16 protein-coding genes and 1 pseudogene are annotated in these 20442 nt (G+C 66.3%); 12 read left to right on the top strand and 5 right to left on the bottom strand.

Going from position 1 to position 20442, the window contains the following annotated elements; all coding sequences use genetic code 11:
* Positions 1 to 7: 7 nt before the first annotated feature.
* Positions 8 to 1015: a phosphate/phosphite/phosphonate ABC transporter substrate-binding protein gene (phnD, locus tag J7J50_RS13570; RefSeq protein ID WP_343222505.1), complete on the bottom strand. Its 1008-nt coding sequence runs from the start codon at positions 1013 to 1015 to the stop codon at positions 8 to 10.
* 164 nt (positions 1016 to 1179) lie between these two features.
* Positions 1180 to 1866 (bottom strand): response regulator transcription factor, encoded by a 687-nt coding sequence (locus J7J50_RS13565; protein WP_215058648.1) that lies wholly within the window; start codon positions 1864 to 1866, stop codon positions 1180 to 1182.
* 271 nt (positions 1867 to 2137) lie between these two features.
* On the opposite strand from J7J50_RS13565, the gene J7J50_RS13560 reads away from it, so the two are divergent.
* The 11 genes from J7J50_RS13560 (at position 2138) to tssE (ending at position 15229) form a co-directional block, all read left to right on the top strand.
* Positions 2138 to 3109 (top strand): TraB/GumN family protein, encoded by a 972-nt coding sequence (locus J7J50_RS13560; protein ID WP_215058647.1) that lies wholly within the window; start codon positions 2138 to 2140, stop codon positions 3107 to 3109.
* 67 nt (positions 3110 to 3176) lie between these two features.
* Positions 3177 to 4586 carry a type VI secretion system baseplate subunit TssK gene (gene tssK / locus J7J50_RS13555; protein WP_215058646.1) on the top strand — a complete coding sequence of 470 codons (1410 nt, stop codon included), beginning with the start codon at positions 3177 to 3179 and terminating at the stop codon, positions 4584 to 4586.
* A gap of 7 nt (positions 4587 to 4593) precedes the next feature.
* A complete protein-coding gene (locus J7J50_RS13550; protein WP_215058645.1) occupies positions 4594 to 5937 on the top strand; it encodes a DotU family type IV/VI secretion system protein in 1344 nt (447 codons plus the stop codon).
* Entirely contained in the window at positions 5934 to 9563 is a 3630-nt protein-coding gene (locus J7J50_RS13545) for a type VI secretion system protein (RefSeq protein ID WP_215058644.1), read from the top strand. The genes J7J50_RS13550 and J7J50_RS13545 overlap by 4 nt, the downstream gene beginning before the upstream one ends.
* Positions 9564 to 9598: 35 nt before the next feature.
* Positions 9599 to 10669, top strand: a complete 1071-nt coding sequence (gene tssA / locus J7J50_RS13540) for a type VI secretion system protein TssA (protein WP_215058643.1) — start codon at positions 9599 to 9601, stop codon at positions 10667 to 10669.
* Positions 10670 to 10876: 207 nt separating this feature from the next.
* The gene (gene tssB, locus J7J50_RS13535; RefSeq protein WP_215058642.1) at positions 10877 to 11386 is read left to right on the top strand and encodes a type VI secretion system contractile sheath small subunit; all 510 of its coding nucleotides are present in this window, start codon (positions 10877 to 10879) and stop codon (positions 11384 to 11386) included.
* Positions 11387 to 11443: 57 nt separating this feature from the next.
* Positions 11444 to 12928 carry a type VI secretion system contractile sheath large subunit gene (gene tssC / locus J7J50_RS13530; RefSeq protein WP_215058641.1) on the top strand — a complete coding sequence of 495 codons (1485 nt, stop codon included), beginning with the start codon at positions 11444 to 11446 and terminating at the stop codon, positions 12926 to 12928.
* Positions 12929 to 12968: 40 nt separating this feature from the next.
* On the top strand, positions 12969 to 13463 hold the full coding sequence (locus tag J7J50_RS13525) for a type VI secretion system tube protein Hcp (RefSeq protein WP_215058640.1): 495 nt from the start codon (positions 12969 to 12971) through the stop codon (positions 13461 to 13463).
* 93 nt (positions 13464 to 13556) lie between these two features.
* Positions 13557 to 14054 carry a hypothetical protein gene (locus tag J7J50_RS13520; RefSeq protein WP_215058639.1) on the top strand — a complete coding sequence of 166 codons (498 nt, stop codon included), beginning with the start codon at positions 13557 to 13559 and terminating at the stop codon, positions 14052 to 14054.
* A 265-nt stretch (positions 14055 to 14319) separates the two neighbouring features.
* A complete protein-coding gene (locus J7J50_RS13515; protein WP_215058638.1) occupies positions 14320 to 14769 on the top strand; it encodes a hypothetical protein in 450 nt (149 codons plus the stop codon).
* A gap of 28 nt (positions 14770 to 14797) precedes the next feature.
* Positions 14798 to 15229: a type VI secretion system baseplate subunit TssE gene (tssE, locus tag J7J50_RS13510; RefSeq protein ID WP_215058637.1), complete on the top strand. Its 432-nt coding sequence runs from the start codon at positions 14798 to 14800 to the stop codon at positions 15227 to 15229.
* 155 nt (positions 15230 to 15384) lie between these two features.
* On the opposite strand, the gene J7J50_RS13505 is transcribed toward tssE, so the two are convergent.
* Positions 15385 to 16908 (bottom strand): hypothetical protein, encoded by a 1524-nt coding sequence (locus J7J50_RS13505; RefSeq protein ID WP_215058636.1) that lies wholly within the window; start codon positions 16906 to 16908, stop codon positions 15385 to 15387.
* Positions 16905 to 17453 carry a hypothetical protein gene (locus J7J50_RS13500; RefSeq protein WP_215062815.1) on the bottom strand — a complete coding sequence of 183 codons (549 nt, stop codon included), beginning with the start codon at positions 17451 to 17453 and terminating at the stop codon, positions 16905 to 16907. The genes J7J50_RS13505 and J7J50_RS13500 overlap by 4 nt, the downstream gene beginning before the upstream one ends.
* Positions 17454 to 17888: 435 nt before the next feature.
* Between J7J50_RS13500 and J7J50_RS24825 the strand changes: the two are divergent.
* A pseudogene (locus J7J50_RS24825) lies at positions 17889 to 18231 on the top strand (DDE-type integrase/transposase/recombinase); the annotation flags it as partial.
* A gap of 149 nt (positions 18232 to 18380) precedes the next feature.
* Here the strand turns inward: J7J50_RS24825 and J7J50_RS13495 are convergent.
* Entirely contained in the window at positions 18381 to 20288 is a 1908-nt protein-coding gene (locus tag J7J50_RS13495; protein ID WP_215058634.1) for a hybrid sensor histidine kinase/response regulator, read from the bottom strand.
* Positions 20289 to 20442: the final 154 nt, after the last annotated feature.

Raw genomic sequence — 20442 nt, 5'->3', positions numbered from 1 at the left:
GCCGGCGCTAGCGCGTGAGTTGCCTTTCGATGCGGTCGTGCTCGGCGCGCAGGCGGTCGAGGCGGGCGCGCTTGGCGTTTTCGTCGATCCAGCGCGCGGAGTGCGCCTGCTGCAGTTCCAGGATGTATTCGATCTCCTCGAACGGCAGCAGGGCGCGGTTGTCGGCGGCCTCGAATCCGGACAATTCGTGGATCTTCAACAGGTTGCGCCGTTCCCGGGCGGCATCGGCGCCGCGCCCGTAGTCGATCAGGAACTGCCGGACCGCCGCGCGCGTCTGCGCCGGCAGCGAGCGCGAGACCACCAACACCGCATGCGGGATCAGGTCGGACTGCCACAGCACGCGCAACTGCGCATGCTGGCGAGGGAAGCGCACGGCGAACCGCTCCAGATCGGCGTCGTTGTTGCTGGCGACATCGACCTCGCCGTTGGCGACGGCGAGGGCGTTGTTCTGGTGATTGTTGACGACGACCGATTTGAAATACAGATCGGAACTGAGGTTGCGGCGCGCGAACAACTGCGCTTCCGGGACGAGATAGCCCGAGACCGACAGCGGTTCGCTGCGCGCGTAGCGCCATCGGCCCGGAGCGCCGAGCAGCGTCGCCAGATTCCGGATCGGCCCGCCGCGGCGCGCGATCAGCACCGAACGGTAGCCCGGAGAGCCGTCGAGGCGGGTGAGCCGGACCGATACCTGCATGTCGTTGTTGAGCACCGAGTCCAGCGCCAACTTGCCCGACAGGAAAGCGACGTCGACGCGGCCCGCGGCGATCGCCTGGTGCATGCCCTCGTAGGTGCTCACCGACACGCCTTCCACCGGGCGGTTCAGCGCCTTCGCCAGATCGTCGAGCAGCGCCTGCCAGTCGCCCTTGGATTCGGCCGGACCGCCGGTGGGCAGTATCCCGAACTGCAGCGGCTTGGGCTGCGCGGCGGGCGCCGGCTGCGCGGGAGGCGCCAGCGGTACGGGAGGCGCCGCCGTCGCCGCTCCCGCGATGCCGATGCACAGCAGCAAGGAGCGCACGCAGGCAAGCCTCAGACGCATGAACGCGGACGAGAACGGTCGCACTGGATGGTCGTCTCGGGGGGAGATAGCGTTATATCACCGCCGGCGTGGCCGGCGTCATCTCGCCGGCAGGGGGCCGGCGTTCATGCCTGGGCGGCACGGCGCCGGGATCGTGACGAAAATCACGGCTCGACCAGGCGACGCGAGGCCACCACGGCTTCGACGCGGTTGCGAACGTTGAGCGCGCGGAAAATGGCGGCCAGGTGGATCTTGACCGTGCCTTCGCTGATGCCGAGGCTGCGCGCGATCAGTTTGTTGGGCTTGCCCTGCGACAGCAGGCGCATGACGTCGATCTGGCGCTCGGTAAGAATCTGGCGCAGGCCGTCGAGCGAATGCTGCTCGGCGGCCGTGGACAGATTGCGCGCCGCGGCCGGTATTTCGACGGCGGGCGTCCAGCCGCGCGCCTGGACCCCGGCGAGCAGCAACGGCGGCACGTACACGCCGCCCGACAGCACCAGGCGCACGGCCGACAGCATGACATCGGGCGAATAGGCCTTGGGGATGAAGCCCTGGACGCCGAGTTCCAGCAGCGTCCGGATCAGTTCGGTGTCCTCCGATCCCGACAGCACGATGATCGGCACGTCGGCGGCAACGCGGCGCATTTCGGCGATATGGCGATGCCCTTGCGCGCCGGGCATGGAGATGTCGATGATCGCCAGATCCAGTCCGCTGTCGGATCGGTTCAGCACCGCGTCGAACTCGGCGATGTTCATCGCCACGACGAATTCGACCTCGTGCTCGAGCTCGGACAGCTTGGTCTTGACGCCCTCGACGATGAGGCGATGGTCGTCGGCAATCAGTACTCTCATGGGACTCTCATCACTTGGACCCTCAGCGAACGCCCCATGCGCCGCCACCGCGGACGGATGGATGGCTGCGCAGACTCAGCGCGACGATAGTCCGCGCCCGCCGCGCCGGCAATAGCGGGCACCGCACCAAAGGCATAGCGCCAACGAGATATGGCCGTCGCCGCCGCGCTCGCGAAAGATGAGCCGCCTGATCCTCAAGTGACTGCTTGTGACGATGCTGCGGCTGCCCTGGCTAAGATCCGCGTCGATTCCGCGCGTTGGCGGCGCATGTGTGCTGGCCGTCGCAGCGCTGGTGTGCGGATGCGCGCGCACCGCGGCGCTGGCGGCGAAGCCCGAGCCGGCGCGGATACCGGTATCGATTCCGCAGCCGCTCTCGATTCCCTCGCACGGCATCTTGTTCCGCATCGTGCCCGAGGAGGCGACAGCGCCGGCGACCGCGGATGCGTCGGCGCCCGAGACGCAATCCCCGCCGCCGCGGGCGAGCAGCTACCTGTTCGGCACCATTCACTTCGGCAACGACGAAGAACTGGGACTGAGTCCGGAGCTTCTGGCCTCGGCGCTGTCGTCGTCGTTCACGCTGGTGAACGAGATCGATCTGGCCACGCCCGGCGGCGGCAATCTGGATCGCTACCGCTGGTTGCCGCCGGAGCAGTCGCTATCGACGCTGATCAGCGCCGACGGCTTCGCCATGGCGCAGTCCTTGCTGCCGCAGATTCCGCCGCCGACCCTGCAGCGGATGAAGCCGTGGATGGTGCTGGCGCTGCTGGAGGCGCGCGGCGAGCAGGCCGGCGAGCAGACCCTCGACGATCGCCTGCAACGCATCGCCTCCGAGCGCGGCATGCGCATCGTGCACCTGGAGACGGCCGAGGACCAACTGCGCGCGCTCGACTGCATTCCGAGCGAAAGCCAGGCGCTGGTGCTGGAAGAGCGGCTGAAGGCGCCGCAGATCATGCGCGAGATGTCCGAACGCGCGCTGACGCACTACCGCGGGCGCGATCTCGACGCCTGGCTGGCCGATGTCGACCGCATGGTCGGCCTGGACGGTGAAAGCAAGGACATCGAGATGCGCGCGCGCCGATGCCTGATCGAGGAACGCAACCAGCGCTGGCTGCCGGAACTGCTCGCCCTGCTCGACCAGGGCGGCTGCTATATCGCGGTCGGAGCGATCCATCTTCCCGGCGAACACGGATTGCTGGCGGCGCTGAAGCACGCCGGCTATCGCATCGAGGCCGAACCGCTATGACGCTCGCCGCCACCACATCCGCCGCCGCGACATCGGCGCGCCATCGCCGCCACGCGGAGGCAACCGCATGAACCGCCATCGTCAGGTCTTCTGGGGCCAGGGCGCCTTTCTCAGCCCGCAGCACCTGCAGGCGCAGGACGCCTGGCATCAGGCGATGCGCCAGGGCGTGCAGCGGGCTGTCACGCCGTACCCCTGGGGCCTGGAAACGCTGGTGCTGCGCGAGGATGCGCTGGCCAGCGGCGTGGTCGATATCGAGCAGATCGAACTGCACACGCGCGACGGAGAACGGCTCGCCGGCGGCTCGGCCCTGGCCGGCGGCAATGCGCGCATTCCCGATCGCGCCCTGCAGGACCTGACGCCGCGCAACAACGATCCGATCGCGTTGTGGCTGGTGCTCAATCGCGAACGCACCGTGCACGGCCTGGGCCCGGCCGGACGCCTGAGCGAGCGCCATGCGCTGGCCAGCGACAGCCTGGAAGACCCCTTCGATCCGCAGGCGCCGGCCGCCGATGTCGACTTCTTGCTGTACCAGCCGATGATCGTGACCTCGCTGGACGACAACGCCGAAGTCCTGGTGCGGTCGTGCGAGGCGTACAAGTTCGCCGAGATCGTGCCGGTGGGGCCGGGCAAGTACCGGTTGTCGAACGACTACGTTCCGCCGCTGTTGGCGCTGCAGGCCTCGCGCAATCTTTCGCGCTGGACCCGCGCCCTGCGCGACCTGCTGACCTCGCGCGGACAGGATTTCGCCGCCAGCAAGCGCCAGCGCGGCATCCGCGCCGCCTCGACCAGCGCGCAGGAAGTGATGCGCGTGGCGATGATGCAGACCTTCGCGCGCTATATCCCGGTGTTCGCCGAGCACGTCCGGTTGGGCACGGTGCCGGCGTATGCGCTGTACCAGCAACTGCGGGCGCTGGTCGCGGAATTCTCCGTGTTCTCGGAGGACATCGGTTATTTCGGCGGACTGGCCGCGAATCCGGCCGAAACCGAATTGCCCGATTACGATCACGACGACTTGCGCCGTTGCTTCCGCATCGCCTTCGAACGCGCCGAAGCGCTGATCAAGGCGCTGACCGTCGGCGCTGAGGTCGGCATCGCGCTGGCGTTCGACGGCCGCTTCTACAAGGCCGATCTGCCGGCGAACCTGTTCGAATCCGACAAGACCCGCTTCTATCTGGCGTTCGAATCCGACCTGCGCGGGCAGGACCTGTTCACGCGCCTGTCGCGCACCGGCAAGATCGCCTCGACCGAGGAAATGCCGCGCCTGCTGTCGGCGGCGCTGTTCGGCCTGAAGATCGACCTGCTGCCGGTGCCGCCGGAGGAACTGCCGCAGAAGACGCCGAACACCACGTATTTCCTGGTCGATACCGCGCATCCGTTCTGGCAGATGATCAAGAACGCTCGCAATATTTCGGTGTTCTGCGATTTGCCGTCGGACGCCACCGCGATCAAGTTGTATCCGGTCGGCGCGCAGGAGTAGGGCGGCCATGGCGCGGTTACTCCATCATTTCCTGCCGGTGTGTTCGTTCGGGCTGGCGCTGGACGAGAAGATCGCGACCGCCGCCGCGCACGACCCGCCGGCGAGCGTTCTGGCCGCGGCACGCCAGCTGATCGATCGCGCCAAGGCCGCGGCCCAGGCCGACGGCAAGCGCGCCGAGCACGTCGAGGACGCGGCCTTCGCCGCGGTGGCGTGGATCGACGAGATCATGGCGCGCAATCCGGCCTATCTCACCAGCGGCGCGGCGCCGCTGCAGGTCGCGCTGTACAACACCAACAACGCCGGCAACGAATTCTTCTCGCACCTGTCGGCGCTGAAGTCCGAGCAGGACGAAGTGCGCGAGGTGTACTACCACATGCTGCTGCTCGGATTCGTCGGTCAGTACTACTACGAAACCGGCGACAGCGGCGAGTTGGGCAAGCTCAAGGAACTGCACGCGCGCCAGCTGCCGGTCGCGCCGGCGGCGATCCATACGCTGCGCGAGGAGCGGGTGACTCCGCAGCCCTACAGCGGCGAAACGCCGGCCGGCCCGCGTTATCCCAAGCAATGGGACCGCCTGCTGCTGAAGGCCGGCGTGATCGCCGCCTTGCTGATCCCGTTGGGCTATCTGGCTTACCTGCTGATCGCCGCGCCCAAGCAGACCGGCCCGAGCGTGCAGGAACTGGTGAACAGGCAGCTCAGCGGATTCCCCTGTTCGGACCTGGCCGCCGTCGTCGGCCCGCGCGGCGAGACCGTGGTGGAAGGCTATGTGTCGCGCGCCGACGATATCGCCGCGGTCAGGCAGCGCGTGTCGAAGGTCGAAGGCGTGAGCGCGCCGCAATTCAGGGTGCAACTGCGCATCTGGCCGCATTGCGAGGTGGTGCGGATGCTCAAGCCGTTCCGCGAGCGCAATCAGGATCTGCGCTACGGCCTGGCGGTAACGCCGAGCACCGGGCATTCGGATCGCTTTATCGAAGGCGAACAGGTGATCGTCAAGCTGCTGCAAGCCAACTACGACGGGTATCTGTACGTGGATTACTACACGGTCGGCGGCGAAGTCGCGCATATCTATCCGAATCCGAAAGAACCCGAGAGCGGACGCACGATCCGCGCCGGCGAGCAATTCAACGTCGGCGCGACCGCTGCGATCACCTGGACCGTCGATCCGCCGTTCGGCCAGGAGTTGATCACCGTGATCGCATCGCCGACGCCGTTGTTCCAGGGCAATCCCGCGGCAGAGATCGAGCCGGCGAAAGACTACCTGCCGCGCCTCAATCAGCTGATCGACAGCAATCGCGGCAATCCCAAGCTCGCGGCGGAGTTCCTGTTCATGCAGACCGAGCCCAAGCCATGAACCTGTCCAATCCGCTCGCGCCGGTGCAGGCGATCTTCTCGTGGCTGGGCAGCCTGTTCTCGCAGGCGCGCAGCCTGTACCGTCCGGTCGCCGAAGGCGCGAAGAAGCCGTGGTTGCTGCGACTGGTCGTGGCCTTGCTGGCGCTGGGGCTGTTGATCGCGCTGGCGATCGCCGCGATCGCGATCGTGCCGACCTTGCCGGCGCGCTTCTGGCAATTGCTCGGCCTGTGCGCGGTGGCGCTGGCGGTGCTGTGGTGGTTCATCTCCGGGCAGCGCCGCTTCACCTTGCAAGGCCGCACGCGCGCGCGCATCGGCGACCTGGGCCCCGGCAACCCCGACGACGAACGCGAGCCGCTGGCGCGCATGGCGCAGGCGATCGCCGAGGCCAAGCGCACCATCGTGCGTTCGCCGGAAATGGAGAAGGGCCGCGATCCGCTCTACCGCGTGCCGTGGATGCTGCTGCTGGGCGACGCCGACGCCGATGCCGACGGCCTGTTGCGGGCCGGCGCGGAAGTGTCGTCGTTTCCGCCGCCCTCGGCCGGCGACAGCGGCGAATGGTGGCGCTGGTGGTTCTTCAAATCGCTGATCGCGATCCAGATGCACCCGCGCATCGTCTGCGACACCGCTTCGCGGCTGGAGCGCGGGCTGTGGTACCAGGCGCTGATGCAGCTCGCCGCCGAGCGCGAGAAGCTGCCGCTCAACGGCATCGTGCTGGCCGTATCGGTGCAGACCCTGCTGGGGCCCGCCGACGCGCTGAAGACCACGGCGACGCGGCTGCGGCGTCTGGTCGACGAAGCGATGGAGCATCTGCAGGTGCGCGTGCCGGTCTACATCGTGGTCAGCGGCCTGGAGCGCCTGCGCGGCTACCAGACCCTGCGCGCCACCTTGCCGGCGGAAGCCTTCGCCCAGGCGCTGGGGCACCGGCTGCCGCAGACCGAAACCGTGAGCTCGGCGACCAGCGGTCGCTTCGACCAGATCCTCACGCCGATCCTCGATCGCCTGCATGCGCTGCGCATGACCGCGCTGCGCGCGCAGGCGACGGCGTCCACCCGCCGCGACATATTCGAATTCGTCGAATCGCTGCGCCGCTGCGAGTCCGGACTGGCGCTGTTCGTCACGCTGCTGTTGGAAGACAACACCTTCCAGCGCACGCCGCCGTGGCGCGGCCTGTATTTCGCCGGCGGCGCCGACGCCGCGCATCCGGGCGGCGCGTTCGTCGCCGATCTGTTCACGCGCTTTCTGCCCGCCGATCAGCCGCTGGCGATGACCAGCCTGCGCGGCAGCGCCGCGCGCATGGCGGTGGCCGGGCTGGGCGTGGCCGCCTTGCTGGGCTTCAGCGGCTATCTCGCCTACGGCCTGTCGGCGGCGCGGCAGGACGATACGCAACTGCTCGCCAGCACGCGCACCGCCTGCCGCGAAGTCGAGGGCCGCCTGGGCAATGCGCGCATCGAATGGGTGGCCAGTTGCGGCCGCACCATCGAGCGCCTGGAGTCCGCGGCGGAAGGGACCTTGCTGGGCTTCGGCATCCGCCGCGCCGATCGCGATATCGATGGCTTGAAACAGCGCGTCACGGAGGATTTCGCCAACCTCATCCTCGCGCCCTACGACCAGATGCTGAGCGAGGACATCGATCGCTCACGCGCCGGATTCGAGCATGCGCTGGCGATCGCGCAGCGCCTGCGCCTGCTCGACGCCTGCCGCTCCGCGAGCGAGGAATGCCTGGCGCGCGAGTTGCCGAATAACGTCGTCTTCGACGCCCGCTCGCGCCTGTTCGCGCCGTTCGTCACTCCGAACAACGACACCCGGCGCGACCGCGCCAACGCCACGGCCCTGTTCGGTACCTATCTGGGCTATCTGCGCTGGCAAAAAAAAAAGAGCCTGGACGACGAGCGTGACCGGCTGAAGGCGCAGTTGCAGCGGATCATGCAATCGCGTTCGCTGGAGGTCGGCCAGGTCCGGGCCTGGGCCGACGCCCGCGGCAAGGGCTATGCGCTGGACGATTTCTGGCTGCCGAAAGACCGCGTCGTGGGGATCGAACGCGGCACGCTGCCGACGGTCTCGGGCGCATTCACCTACCGCACCTGGAACGGGGTGATCGCGCCGTTCCTGGAAACCGCGCAGGAACAGGCCGATGTCCCGGCCGCGCAGGTCGCCGCGTTCCGCGACGGCTACTTCCACGACTACTTCCTCGCCTGGGCGACGCTGCAATCGCGCTTCGGCGAAGGCTACGCCTTCTGGAAAGGGCACGAGAACGAACTGGCCGCGCGCGCGGCCGGCATCAACAACCCGTACACGGTGTATTTCGGAACACTGCGCTCGCAGCTCTACGCCTTGCCGCTCAAGCGTCCGATCGGCCTGCGCTGGAAGGAAACCTGGGCGCAGATGAAATCGAGCTGGTCGGTGGCGTGGCGGCCGGCGGGACGATTCGTCCGCGACAGCGTTCGCTTCGGCGAGGTCTCGATCGAGCCGCCGGTCTGGCTGACCGCGTTGCGCGATACCCAGGTGGCGGTGCTGGCGCCGCAGGCGCCGATGTTCGCGCGCGGCTATCTGCGCCTGCAGGCCGATCGCGACGGGCAGGAGGCTTATCGCATCGCCGCCGATCTGTTCGCCAGCCGCGGCGCGCCCGAACGCGCGCCGGCGAGCGAATACGGCCAGTTGCTGAGTTCGGTCGACAAACCCGGCGAACCCTATGCGCAAGCCTTCGCCGCGAACGATCTGGCGGCCTGGTCGATCGCGCAGGGGCCCGCGCACTTGCTGCTGCGGCTGACCGTGCGCCGCGCCGGCGATCACCTGCAGCAGCGCTGGCGCGAAACCGTGATCCAGCCGCTGGCTTCGCAGCCGCCGGCGCAGCAGGCGCAGGCCTTGCTGGGGCCGCAAGGCAAACTCGAAGACTTCATCGGCGATTGGCTCAAGCCTTTCCTCAGCGAGAAAGAACGCACGCCGGTCAGTCTCAGCGGCGTCGCGATGCCGCTGTCGGCCGACTATCGCGCGATGCTCGCCGGCGGACAACCGCCGCCGGCGAGCGACGCGCCGTTCGCGGCGGGTACCTTCACGCTGGATGCGCCGACGCATCTGGGAACGTTGCTGGAAGGCGCGCAGGGCACCACGTTCGAGCTGATCTGCAACGGCCAGAGCATCGGCATCACCAGCCGCGGGGAATCGCTGACCGAGGCGCAGATGCAACCGCAATGGTCGCCGTCCACCTGCCCGGAAGCGCGCATCCGCATCTCGCTGCCGGCGAGCGCGAGCCCGACGCTGGCGGCGACAGAGGCGATCGCCGCAACGCCCGCGGACGCTGCCGCCGCCGCGCCTGCCGCGCCCGCGGCACCCGCGCCCGTCGTGCCGCCGCCGGACACCAGCTTCCGCCTGACCTTGCTCTATCGCGGGCCCGACGGCATCGCGCGCTTGCTCGAACAATTCGCGCCCGGCGCGCATGTCTTCAGCCTCGGCGATTTCCGCGACTCCTACAGCCCGTCGCAATGGCAACAACTGGCGCCGCGGCTGCAGGCGATCGGCTTCCGCCAGGCGCGCGTGCATCTGCGCATCGAGCCCAGCGAACAGATGCAGCGCTTCCTGGCCTCGCGCGGCAGCGCGCCGCTGGCGCTGCCGCAAACCATTCTCGAATGAACCACGCGGCCCGCGTGCCGCTTAGGAGCTACGCCATGGCGATCGACATCGATGCCCTCCTGGCCCCCATCAGCGCCGACGCACCCTGCGGCGAGGATGCCGGGTTTTCCGACCTATTCGACCGCATCCGCGAAGCGCGCCGCGCCGACGACGCGTCATTGCCGCAAGGCGAATGGCAGACCCAGGTCAAACTCGCCGATTGGCGGCTCGCCCTGGACTTGTCGGTCGAAGCGCTGAGCCGGGTCAGCAAAGACCTGCAGGCCGCCGGCTGGCTAGGCGAGGCGCTGATCGCTCGCCACGGCCTGGACGGTGCGCGCGACGCGTTCGCGGTGATCGCCGGCCTGATCGAGCGCCATTGGGACGGCCTGCATCCCTTGGCCGAGGGCGAGGATCTGGAGGAACGCGCCGGAAAACTGGCCTGGTTCAACAGCAACGCCGCGGCGGCGCTGCAACGCATGCCCTTGAACACGGACGCGGCCACGGCGGTCACCCTGATCGATTGGCAGACCTCGCGCGAGGTAGACAATCTGGCGCGCCAGAATGCCGAGGCGCATCAAGCCGCGCTCGCCGAAGGCAAGCTGGGCGGCGAGGCCTTCGATGCGCGCATTCGCGCCGTCGCCGACGCCGACCTGCGCGGCATGCTCGCCGGCATCGCCGCCGCGCAGACCGCGTATGCGCATCTCAAATCGGTGGCGGACGCGAAGTTCGGCCGCGCGTCCCCGAGCCTGGCCGAGATCGAATCCACGCTGAAGCGCATCGCCCAGGTGCTGCAGCAGGCCGCGAAAGCGAAGGGGTTGCTCAATCCGGCAGGCGCCGCGGCGGGGGAGGGCGAGGACAGTTCCGCCGGCGCATCGCCGCGCAACGGCGCCGCGGTAACGCCGCTCGATCTCGGCGGCGACAGCCGGACCTCGAAACAGGCCGCCTTGCGCGCGCTCGGCGACATCGCCGGTTACTTCAAGCGCACCGAGCCGCACAGCCCGGTGGCTTCCCTGCTGGAACAGGCGGTGCAATGGGCGGATATGCCATTGAACGAATTTCTCGCCGAAGTGGTGCGCGACGACAGCGTGCTGGCGGCGATCCGGGCGCGGGTCGGCCTGAAACAGTGAATCGGGCGCATCCGGCGATGCCGTCGCGGCTTCGCGGACTCTATGAACGCGGTGTTCGCCGCATTCGGCGTTCGCCGCGCCGCGCTCGCGCCGCATCGCCTCGTTCGAACGGCATAGGCCGTCGATCGGCCGTCCGACGGATTTTCGCGGCGCCGCGCCATTCCTAGACTCGCTGTCACTGAATCACCGCGCAAGCCGGGAGAGATCATGGCCAAGAAGGAAAGCACCCAGCACAAGCTCGATCGCGTCCGCGCTCCGCGCGTGCAGCTGACCTACGACGTGGAAGTCGGCGACGCCATCGAGAAGAAGGAACTGCCGTTCGTCGCCGGCGTGATCGGCGACTTCACCGGCAAGAGCGAGGAGCCGTTGCCGAAGTTGAAGGACCGCAAGTTCGTCAACATCGACAAGGACAACTTCAACGACGTCCTCAAGGCAATGAAGCCGCGCGTGGCGGGGCAGGTCGATAACAAGCTGGCCAACGACGGTTCCAAGCTCGCGGTCGATCTCACCTTCGCGCAACTGGCCGATTTCGAGCCCGAACAGGTCATCGGCCAGATCGAGCCGCTGCGCAAATTGCTGGAAGCGCGGCAGAAACTCGCCGATCTGCGCAACAAGGCCGCCGGCAACGACAAGTTCGAGGATCTGTTGAACGAGGTCTTGCTCAATACGGACAAGATCACCCAGCTCAGCAAGGAAGTCGGGCCGAAGTCCGAATAAGTCGTCACGGCGGCCGGCACCGGCAGCCGTCCCGTCCGCGAAGCTAGCGAGTCCATCATGGCCAATACCGAAACCCAGGCGGCCTCGACCGCCGCCGCCGAAGCCGCCGAGGGCGGACTGCTCGAACAGATCCTGACCCAGACCAAGATCGCCAAGACCGATACCGAGCGCGCCCGCGCGCGCGATCTGATGGCCGAACTGGTCGCTCAAGTCACCGACGGCGCCCTGGTCGTGTCCAAGGACGCGATCACCGCGCTCGACGCGCGCATCGCCGAGATCGACCGATTGCTGTCGGACCAGTTGTCCGCGGTCATGCACATGGAGGATTTCCAGCGCATGGAAGGCAGCTGGCGCGGCCTGAAGTACATGGTCGACAACAGCGAAACCAGCACCACGCTGAAGATCAAGGTGTTCAACTGCACCAAGAAGGAACTGGTCAAGGATTTCAAGAACGCCTCCGACTTCGACCAGTCTTCGCTGTTCAAGAAGATCTACGAAGAGGAATACGGCACCTTCGGCGGCGCCCCGTTCGCCACGCTGATCGGCGACTACGAGTTCGGCCGCCAGCCCGAAGACATGTACCTGGTCGAGGAGATCTCGCATGTCGCCGCCGCGGCGCACGCGCCGTTCCTGTCGGCGGCCTCGGCGCAGTTGCTCGGATTCGAGAGCTTCACCGAGCTGTCGGGCCCGCGCGATCTGGCGAAGATCTTCGACACGGTGGAATACGCCAAGTGGAAGAGCTTCCGCGGCTCGGAGGATTCGCGCTACGTGGGCCTGACCATGCCGCACGTGCTCGGCCGCCTGCCGTATGGGCCGGACACCTCGCCGGTGGAAGCGTTCAACTTCACCGAGACGGTCACCGGCAAGGAGCACGAGCGCTACCTGTGGATGAACGCCGCCTACGCGCTCGGCAGCAAGATCACCGACGCCTTCGCCAAGTACGGCTGGACCGCGGCGATTCGCGGCGTGGAAGGCGGCGGCCTGGTCGAAGGGATGCCCACGCACACCTTCAGCACCGACGACGGCGAGGTGGCGCTCAAGTGCCCGACCGAGATCGCCATCACCGACCGCCGCGAGAAGGAACTCGCCGACCTCGGCCTGATCCCGCTGGTGCATTGCAAGAACACCGACTACGCGGCGTTCTTCTCCACCCAATCGGTGCAGAAGTCGAAGGAATACAACACCGACGCGGCCAACGCCAACGCGCGCCTGTCTGCGCAGCTGCAGTACATCTTCGCGGTCAGCCGCGTCGCCCATTACCTCAAGGCGATGATGCGCGACAAGATCGGCAGCTTCGCCTCCAAGTCCAGCGTCGAGATGTTCCTCAACAACTGGATCGCGCAGTACGTCCTGCTCGACGACAACGCGTCGCAGGAGCGCAAGGCGCAGTTCCCCTTGCGCGAGGCGCGCATCGAAGTCAGCGAAATACCGGGCAAGCCCGGCGCGTACAAGTCCGTGGCGTTCCTGCGCCCGCACTACCAGCTCGACGAACTCAGCGTCTCGCTCCGCCTGGTGGCGGAGTTGCCGAAGTCGGCACGCTGAGACCTTCACTACCTGGCCACTGAAATACAGGAGCACGATCATGGCATTCGATGCATTCATCCAGCTCGAGGGCGTCAAGGGCGAAAGCGCCGACGACAAGCACAAGGACTGGATCGAGATCAAGAACTACGGCTTCGGCGCTTCGCAGCCGCAGTCCAGCACCGCCTCGTCCGCCGGCAGCCTCAGCTCGGCGCGCGTCAACATCCAGAATTTTTCCTTCACCAAGCTGCTGGATATCGCCAGCCCGAAGCTGTTCGAGTACTGCTGCACCGGCCAGCACGTTCCGGCCGCGATCATCCATCTAAATCGCGCCGGCGGCGACAAGGCCAAGTACATGGAGTACAAGCTCACCGACGTGCTGATCAGCTCGGTCGGCCGCGGCGGGGACGCCAAGGGCGACGAGGACGTGCCGATCGAATCGGTCAGCCTGGTGTTCGGAAAGTGCGAGATGACCTACACCAAGATCGGCATCGACGGCAAAGCCGCGGGCAACGCCTCGGCCGGCTGGGATCTGAAGGCGAACAAGAAGGTCTGACCGCTCCCACATGGGCGCGCGATCTCCCGCGGCCGTTTCCCGGGCCCATCCCGGGAAACGGATCGGGCCGGCGCGCGACTCGAGATCACGACAATGATCAAGTTAGAACAACCTTCCATGGTCCTCAACGCCGAAGGCGTTCCCGGGCCGTACTACAAGATGTGGAACAGCTGGACGGTTCCTCCGGCCGCGAAACCCGTCGATATCATGGCCTGGGTCGCATCGGTCGCCGGTTCGGCGCCGCTTACCGAGGGCGGATTCAATCTGGTGATCAACTGCCACGGCGCCAACGCCCGACTGGGCCTGGGCACGGGCTTCGGCTGGGCGCAGCTGCCGCTGTTCTCGCTGCTCGCGCCCAGCGTATCCACCATCTATCTGGTGGCCTGCAATGTCGTGTCGTTCTCCGGCAGCGGCGACGGCAATCTGTTCTGCAGCGCGATGGCCAAGAACGCCGCGGCCCGGGTGATCGCTTCCAACCACACCCAGACCACCGGCGCGTGGCCGACGATTCCGTACGGATGCATCGACGGCTTCGAGGGCGATGTGTGGATGTGGCATTCGGACGGTTCGAACGAACTGACGGAGTTGTAAGCCAGCGCGGCGCCCGGCCCGCATCGCCGGGCCGGGCGCCGTTGGGTCCCGGCGATGCGGTGAGGGATGGGCAACGGCGTGCTGCCCGGCGCGGGCATGAACATCGGGCTCGCGCACTTATTGGTCGAACGACGTCTTCTTGCAGATTCATGCGAGCGCCGGTCTGTCCGGCGCGGGCGGGATGAATGCCGCCGCCTTGAATGCCGTGTCGCCGCGCCGTTATCGGCGAAATCTTCCGCATCTCCGAAAATTCTCAGGAACCCTCATGGCCGCGCGAGTCGTCGAAGAAACCAAGAACACGATCTACCATTTCGGCCCGGATCTCATCCGCAGCACGTATCTGGAAAAGTATCCCAAGCCCCGCCAGCTCGGTCGCCTGCAGGCGACCGCGGGGCCGCACAAGTCGGGCGGCGATCCGCACATCGCCGGGCGGGCCCTGGACATCATCCTGGACGCGACGGTCGAGGAAGAACGCGCCATCGCCGATCAACTGGTCGATGTGTTCCTGAGCATGCGCGAATGCATGCGCTGGGGCGGTCTGATCTACAACGGCGAAGAGTGGAACAGCGCCGGGATCAAATTCCCGCGCACCGGCTCGGTGATCAACCGGCACTTGAGCCATATCCATATCGAATGGGGCGCCAAGAGCGCCGAGCAGGTCGATCCGGACGATTTCAAGCCGTTGCTGATCTGCATGCTGATGCAGGTTCGCTGAGCGCGGCCGGCCGAGAGCGAACACCGCGATGCAAAGCCTGCTCGATCAACTCGACCAGCACAGCCCGCCCGGCGACCGCCGCGACGTCTACGCGATCAGGGCGGCGATTTCGCGCGACCTGGAAAGCCTGCTCAATACGCGCTCGGAAGGCGCGCGGCTGATCCCGGATGCGTTCGAGGAATGCCGCAAGTCATCGCTGACCTACGGCATTCCGGATTTCTCCTCCTACAGTCTGCTCAATGTCCACGATCGCGACCGCATCCGCCGCGCCCTGGAGCAGGCAGTCGCGCTGCACGAGCCGCGCCTGACCCGGGTCAGGATCTCGCTGGAACCGCAGCGCGCGTTCGAACGTACCTTGCGATTCCGCATCGACGCGCTCATGGAACTGGGGCCGGAGCGCGAAAAGGTGCAGTTCGACGCGGTGTTGCAACTCAACACCCAGGTCTACCAGGTGCGCTGAGGCCGGGCGTGTGCAAAGGGTTGGCCCACATGACCGCTGTCGGCCAGCACGCCTTGCAACTGATCGAGGTGTTTCCTTGCAGCGATCCGTCTGATCCATGCAGGGTGTTGCTCCTTTGCGAACGGTTACGGCAAGTGCCCGCGGTGGCGGGCTGCTCAGCGCGAGCGGCCGCCGTGGCTGTGCGGTGCGGCTTGCTGCTGTTCGCGTTGCTGCTGTTCGCGCTGTTGCGCGGCCAGGTGTTCGGCCGCCTGCTGCTCTTGCCGATCGACGGTGGCGATGGCCTGTTGGCGCAGCTGTTGCCCGGCGCCGTGGTTCGCGGCGGATTGGGTCATCGCGCGGAAGGTGTCCTGATCGCCGGAGGCATGCGCCTGAGTCATTTGTTTGACGAAGGCCAAGGGGTCTTTGCTGAGCAGCGCAGTGCCCGCGCCGAGAGCGGCGGCTTTGGAATGCAGGAAGTCGCCGATGCCGTCGGCCGCTTCGTGCGCCTTCTTGCCGACGTTCTCCCCGACCTCCGCGGCCTTCCGGCCGACGCTTTCGCCGATCTCGACGGCCTTCCTGCCGACCTGCTCGCCCGCCTCGATGGCTTTCTTGCCGGCATGAACGCCAAGATCGACCGCTTTCTCGCCGGTTTCGACGGCTTTCTTTCCGGCTTGCACGCCCACCTCGGCGGCTTTTCTGCCGGCTTTCTCGTGCAGCTCAAGAATCTTCTCGCCGGTGTCGACGACCGCCTTGCCGGTCTGTACGCCGGCCTCGACCGCTCTCTTGGCGGCCTTCTCGTGCAGCTCGATCACTTTCTCGCCGATTTCGATCGTCTGGGTGATGCCGCCGCGCAGGTGGCGAACATCATCCCGGTACTTGTCGATCATCGGCTCGTATTGCTTCGCCAAGGCCTGGGTTCTGGGATCTCTGAGTACGGACTGGTCCTTCTTTTGGTCGCCATCAACGTTGAGGAAGTTATCCATGTTGTGCGAGGTGCCCTTGGTTCCGGACAGCACCGCCGCCACGATCGGAGCGCGATGCAGGACGTCGGTCGAAAGGCCCTCGTGGTTGTTGTAACCCGCGGCTTTCAGGCTGTTGATTTCTTCCGGCTTGGCGTAGACGCGTACCTGGCCGTAGTGCGGGCTCGCCGCACTGACCGCATCGCCGGCCATGACGTGATTGACGAAACGGTTGCCACCTTCGGGCACGCCGTAGTCGAAGCTGGCGACGCCGTAAGGGTTGAAGGCTTCGCCGCGCAGGCCGAATTTGTGCGCGGTGATCTGAGCCAGGCCGCCGCCTAGGGAGTGGCCGGTGGTGGTGACTTCGATGGGATGTCCATAGGCGCGACTGTGTTCCTTGGCACGGTTTAACGCTCTCTGGGTCAATTCCACAGCGTCTTCGACCTGGGCATTGATGCCTTTGAACACCATACCGCCATCAGCAATGAGGCCATCTTGTTTTGCTTCGCGGTCAAACTCAGTGCCACGATGGGCTACTACGATCTCGCCGGTATCCACGCGCTGGTAGATCGCCCCCTGGTAACCGGACGGACGATCCATATACTCCAACGCTTTGTACTTCATGCCTTCCAGTTCGAACACTTGATCGACCGGATGCTGCCATTGGCCTTTTAGGCCATTGAGATCGTCTCCGTAGGATTGCTCCGCCAGATTGGCGTACTGCTGGGTAGGGATGGTCATGGCGTAGCCGCCTTGGGCGTGAGAGTGATGGTGAACAACTCGTCATCCCGTAGGTGAGCCATTTTCGAACGGTCGGTTAGACCATAGCTCACAGGCTCTTCTGACGCAGCCTCGGAATAGCGAGGGTAGTCCTCTCTTAACAAATATGTGCTTTCAGCTTGCTGTGCGATCAATTTTTCCGGATAAATATTCGGAACGAACCGCGTTTCTCGCTTTGCCCCTGTTGCTTTCAATGCGGCGCGTGCCTGCATCAATTTCCAACGGCACATGCCACGACCGTAGTAGTCCTCATCGATCATGCCGTCGATGTACACAACGCCGGTGTATTGCGTGTCGCTGACGCGGGTCCAGGCGAAGGGGATGGTTTCGGTCGGCGTCGGCCACAGATGGCCGCCGTTCTCTCTCGGTGGTGGCAGGCATTCCGGCGTCCCCACGTCGAACTGCATGAACCCTTCGACCGACGCGAACGGCCCGGGCGCGTTGGCGATAGTCAGGGTGAGCTGATAAACCTGCTTGGGGTGCGGGTTCTGCTTGAAGTCGGGCACGATTTTCTCCGAAGAGGAAGAGCTGCAAGCGGACAAGGGCAGCAGCAGACTCAGGCATATCCAAGTAAGGTGTCGTCGCATATCGGATCCTTTGGGCGGCTCAGGCGGCGGTGCGCCCGCGCGGCGATATCCAGACGGGACATGGGACGGCAATCTCCACGGGATGTGGACGTGAATGCCAGCCTGAGCTTGTTGTAAAGCGACAAGGATCGCGGGCAATTGAAACCGGTTGCGAATCCAGGCCATCCATGAGCGGTGTCGGCGCATATCCAATCCTTGAAGCGGCTGGGTTCGAGGCTACGTCGTGTGGACACGACCTTCAAGGTTGAATAAATGTGCCTGAGGAAGGTGCGACTTAATTGCCGCAGTTAGCTGTGTCGAACAGAGAGCTGGCGCCGGAAATCTGCACAGCCCGACAGGTGGATTACCTGCTCAAAGCACGTCGCCACGCTGATGCGGCGGATGGGTATCGAAGCGTTATATCGCAAGCGCAACACGAGCCGCCGCCATCCGCGCCACAAGATCTATCCCTACCTGCTGCGCCATCGGCCAATCACCGCGCCAACCAAGTCTGGGCGATGGACGTCACCTAAATCCCGTTGGCCCGCGGCTTCGTCTATCTGGCGGCGGTGATCGACGGGTACAGCCGTTGCGTACTCGTCTGGCGCGTGTCGATCACGATGGAAACCACGCTCTGCCTCAGGCGGTCGAGGACGCCATCGCCCACCAAGGCACGCCCGATATCTTCAACACCGACCAGGGCAACTCGTTCACCGCAATGGCGTTAATGCCGCCGCTCTACTGGCCTTAGCCATCGCTGCGTGACGCCATCCATACCCAATGCGAACAGCGCCAAGCTCAATACCTGCTTGCAATCATCCATTTGCCCTTCCTGGCGCTACTGTTGCGGAGATCGTGAACAGGTTCTCAGGCCTGCTTGGTCAGGATCGCCGCCATCATCGCCTCGCGCAGCCGCTCCGGCGGCACCGGCTTATGCAGGACCGGGATGCGCGCCGCGGTAGCCTCGTGCAGGCGCTCGCCCTTGGTTTCTCCGGTGATCAGCAGGCGCGCGAACGGGCGCACCGCGCCGGCGTCCACGCCGTAGTGCGCGTCGAGCCGCTGCAGCGCCTCCAGGCCAGTGCGGCCGCGCGCGAGTTTGAGATCCGACAGCACGATGTCGGGCGGGCCCCAGTCGCGCAGCGCCGCCACCGCCTGCTCGGCGTCCTCGGCCGCGCGCATGTCGCAGTTCCAGCTGTGCATCAGCACGCGCATGCCTTCCAGGATGGCGCGCTCGTCGTCGATCACCAGCACGCGCAGGCCGCTGACGTCCAGCGGCGCTTCGGTCGGGTGTTCGCTGACGCGGCGGCTGGCTTCCGCGCCGGCGCGCGGGATGGTCACGCTGAATACGCTGCCGCTGCCCGGACGCGAGCGCAGCACGACTTCGCCGCCCAGCAAATGCATCAAGCGATTCACCGTGGCCAAGCCGAGGCCGAGGCCGTGTTCGCGGTTTTCCGCGTCGGCGCGCGCCTGCTCGACCTGGAAGAACTCTTCGAACACGCGGGTCTGGTACTCCGGCGCGATGCCGGGCCCGGTGTCCCATACTTCGATGCGCACGTGCGTGTCGCCGGCGCGGCGCACGCCGACCAGCACGCCGCCACGCTCGGTGTAGCGCAGCGCGTTGCTGACCAGATTGTTGATGACGCGCGCGAGCATGATGCGGTCGGTATGCACCCAGGCGTCGGTCTTGCGCAGGACCAGCCGCAGTTCGCGTTTCTCCGCGATCATGCGGAAGGTGCGGTTCACGTCTTCCAGCAAGGGGTCGAGGGCGAACTCGCTGAACGCCGGTTGCATCGCGCCGCTTTCCAGCCGCGAGAGGTCCAGCAGCTCCGAGAACAGGCCGTCGAGCGTGGCCACGCATTCCTGGATGTGACTGGCGCGGGTGAGCCGGGCGGGATCGGTTTCGCCGACCTTGAGCGCCGAGGAAAACAGGGTCAGGGCGTACAGCGGCTGGCGCAGGTCGTGGCTGGCGGCGGCGAGGAAATGCGCGCGCGCCTGGCTTGCGGCTTCCAGTTTCGCGTTCTTGTGCGCCAACTCGGAGGTGGCCGCGGCGATGCGCGCTTCGAGTTCCTCCCAGGCCTCGGTAAGGGCGACCGAGGCGGCGTTGAAGCCTTGCTGCAGATGGCCGATCTCGCCGCCGCGGGTGACCGGGACGCGCACGCTGCGCCCGCCGCGTCCGAGCTTGTCCACCGCTTCGGCCAGTTCCAGCACCGGCGCGCTGACGCGCCTGGCCACGCGCCATCCGGTCACGCCGGCGATCACCAGGCACACCGCCAGCACCGCCGCGGTCGCCTGCGCCTGGCGCGTGCGGATGTCGTCCATGCGTTGCAATCCGAACTGCACGCGCACCCAACCGGGGGAGGGCGCCGAGGCCGAGGTGGAACGGATCTTGCGCGAGACTTCGACGTAGCGCGACTGCGAAGCGGCGGTCGGGCCGAGCGCCTCGGCCAGGATTTCGCCCTCGCGCGAGAGGAATTGCACGCGCACCAGGTCGGTATTGCTCGCCAACGGCTTGGCGATGCGCGCCAATGCCGCGCGGTCGCCTTGCTTCATCGCCGATGAGGCGGCGGCGGCGAAATTCTCCGCCACCACTTCGGCCGAGGCTGAGGTGACCCGCTCGACTTCGCGGCGCTGGTTGTCGTTCAGCAGCACCGCCAGCAGGATCGCGATCAGGGTGGCGGGAACGATCGCCAGCAGGCTCAGCCGCGCGACCAGCGACAGGTCGTAGGGCCGTCTGCGACGGTCGGGCGTGGCCGGATTTTGAACATGGGTATTCATCGCCGAGGTAATCTAGCGCGTCCGCCGGGATTCGGCGCGATACGCCGGGCCGGCAAGGCGGGCGGCCGCGGTCGCGATGGGTGGCCGCTGCATGGGCGTTAATTCGTTTCAGATATGGCGGGGGGCCCAGATCGAGAAATCGGTCGATGAATTC

It is taken from the genome of Lysobacter sp. ISL-50 (genome assembly GCF_018612875.1).
In the GTDB taxonomy this organism is placed as follows: domain Bacteria; phylum Pseudomonadota; class Gammaproteobacteria; order Xanthomonadales; family Xanthomonadaceae; genus Lysobacter.
Note: the sequence above shows the minus strand (reverse complement) of the source record. Positions and strands in the feature narration are given on the sequence as shown.

Excerpts from the sequence above, each read along its gene's own strand:
- J7J50_RS13565 (WP_215058648.1), bottom strand. The coding sequence starts at position 1,866 with ATGAGAGTACTGATTGCCGACGACCATCGCCTCATCGTCGAGGGCGTC.
- tssK (WP_215058646.1), top strand. The coding sequence starts at position 3,177 with ATGAACCGCCATCGTCAGGTCTTCTGGGGCCAGGGCGCCTTTCTCAGC.
- J7J50_RS13550 (WP_215058645.1), top strand. The coding sequence starts at position 4,594 with ATGGCGCGGTTACTCCATCATTTCCTGCCGGTGTGTTCGTTCGGGCTG.
- J7J50_RS13545 (WP_215058644.1), top strand. The coding sequence starts at position 5,934 with ATGAACCTGTCCAATCCGCTCGCGCCGGTGCAGGCGATCTTCTCGTGG.
- tssA (WP_215058643.1), top strand. The coding sequence starts at position 9,599 with ATGGCGATCGACATCGATGCCCTCCTGGCCCCCATCAGCGCCGACGCA.
- tssB (WP_215058642.1), top strand. The coding sequence starts at position 10,877 with ATGGCCAAGAAGGAAAGCACCCAGCACAAGCTCGATCGCGTCCGCGCT.
- tssC (WP_215058641.1), top strand. The coding sequence starts at position 11,444 with ATGGCCAATACCGAAACCCAGGCGGCCTCGACCGCCGCCGCCGAAGCC.
- J7J50_RS13525 (WP_215058640.1), top strand. The coding sequence starts at position 12,969 with ATGGCATTCGATGCATTCATCCAGCTCGAGGGCGTCAAGGGCGAAAGC.
- J7J50_RS13520 (WP_215058639.1), top strand. The coding sequence starts at position 13,557 with ATGATCAAGTTAGAACAACCTTCCATGGTCCTCAACGCCGAAGGCGTT.
- J7J50_RS13515 (WP_215058638.1), top strand. The coding sequence starts at position 14,320 with ATGGCCGCGCGAGTCGTCGAAGAAACCAAGAACACGATCTACCATTTC.
- tssE (WP_215058637.1), top strand. The coding sequence starts at position 14,798 with ATGCAAAGCCTGCTCGATCAACTCGACCAGCACAGCCCGCCCGGCGAC.
- J7J50_RS13505 (WP_215058636.1), bottom strand. The coding sequence starts at position 16,908 with ATGACCATCCCTACCCAGCAGTACGCCAATCTGGCGGAGCAATCCTAC.
- J7J50_RS13495 (WP_215058634.1), bottom strand. The coding sequence starts at position 20,288 with ATGAATACCCATGTTCAAAATCCGGCCACGCCCGACCGTCGCAGACGG.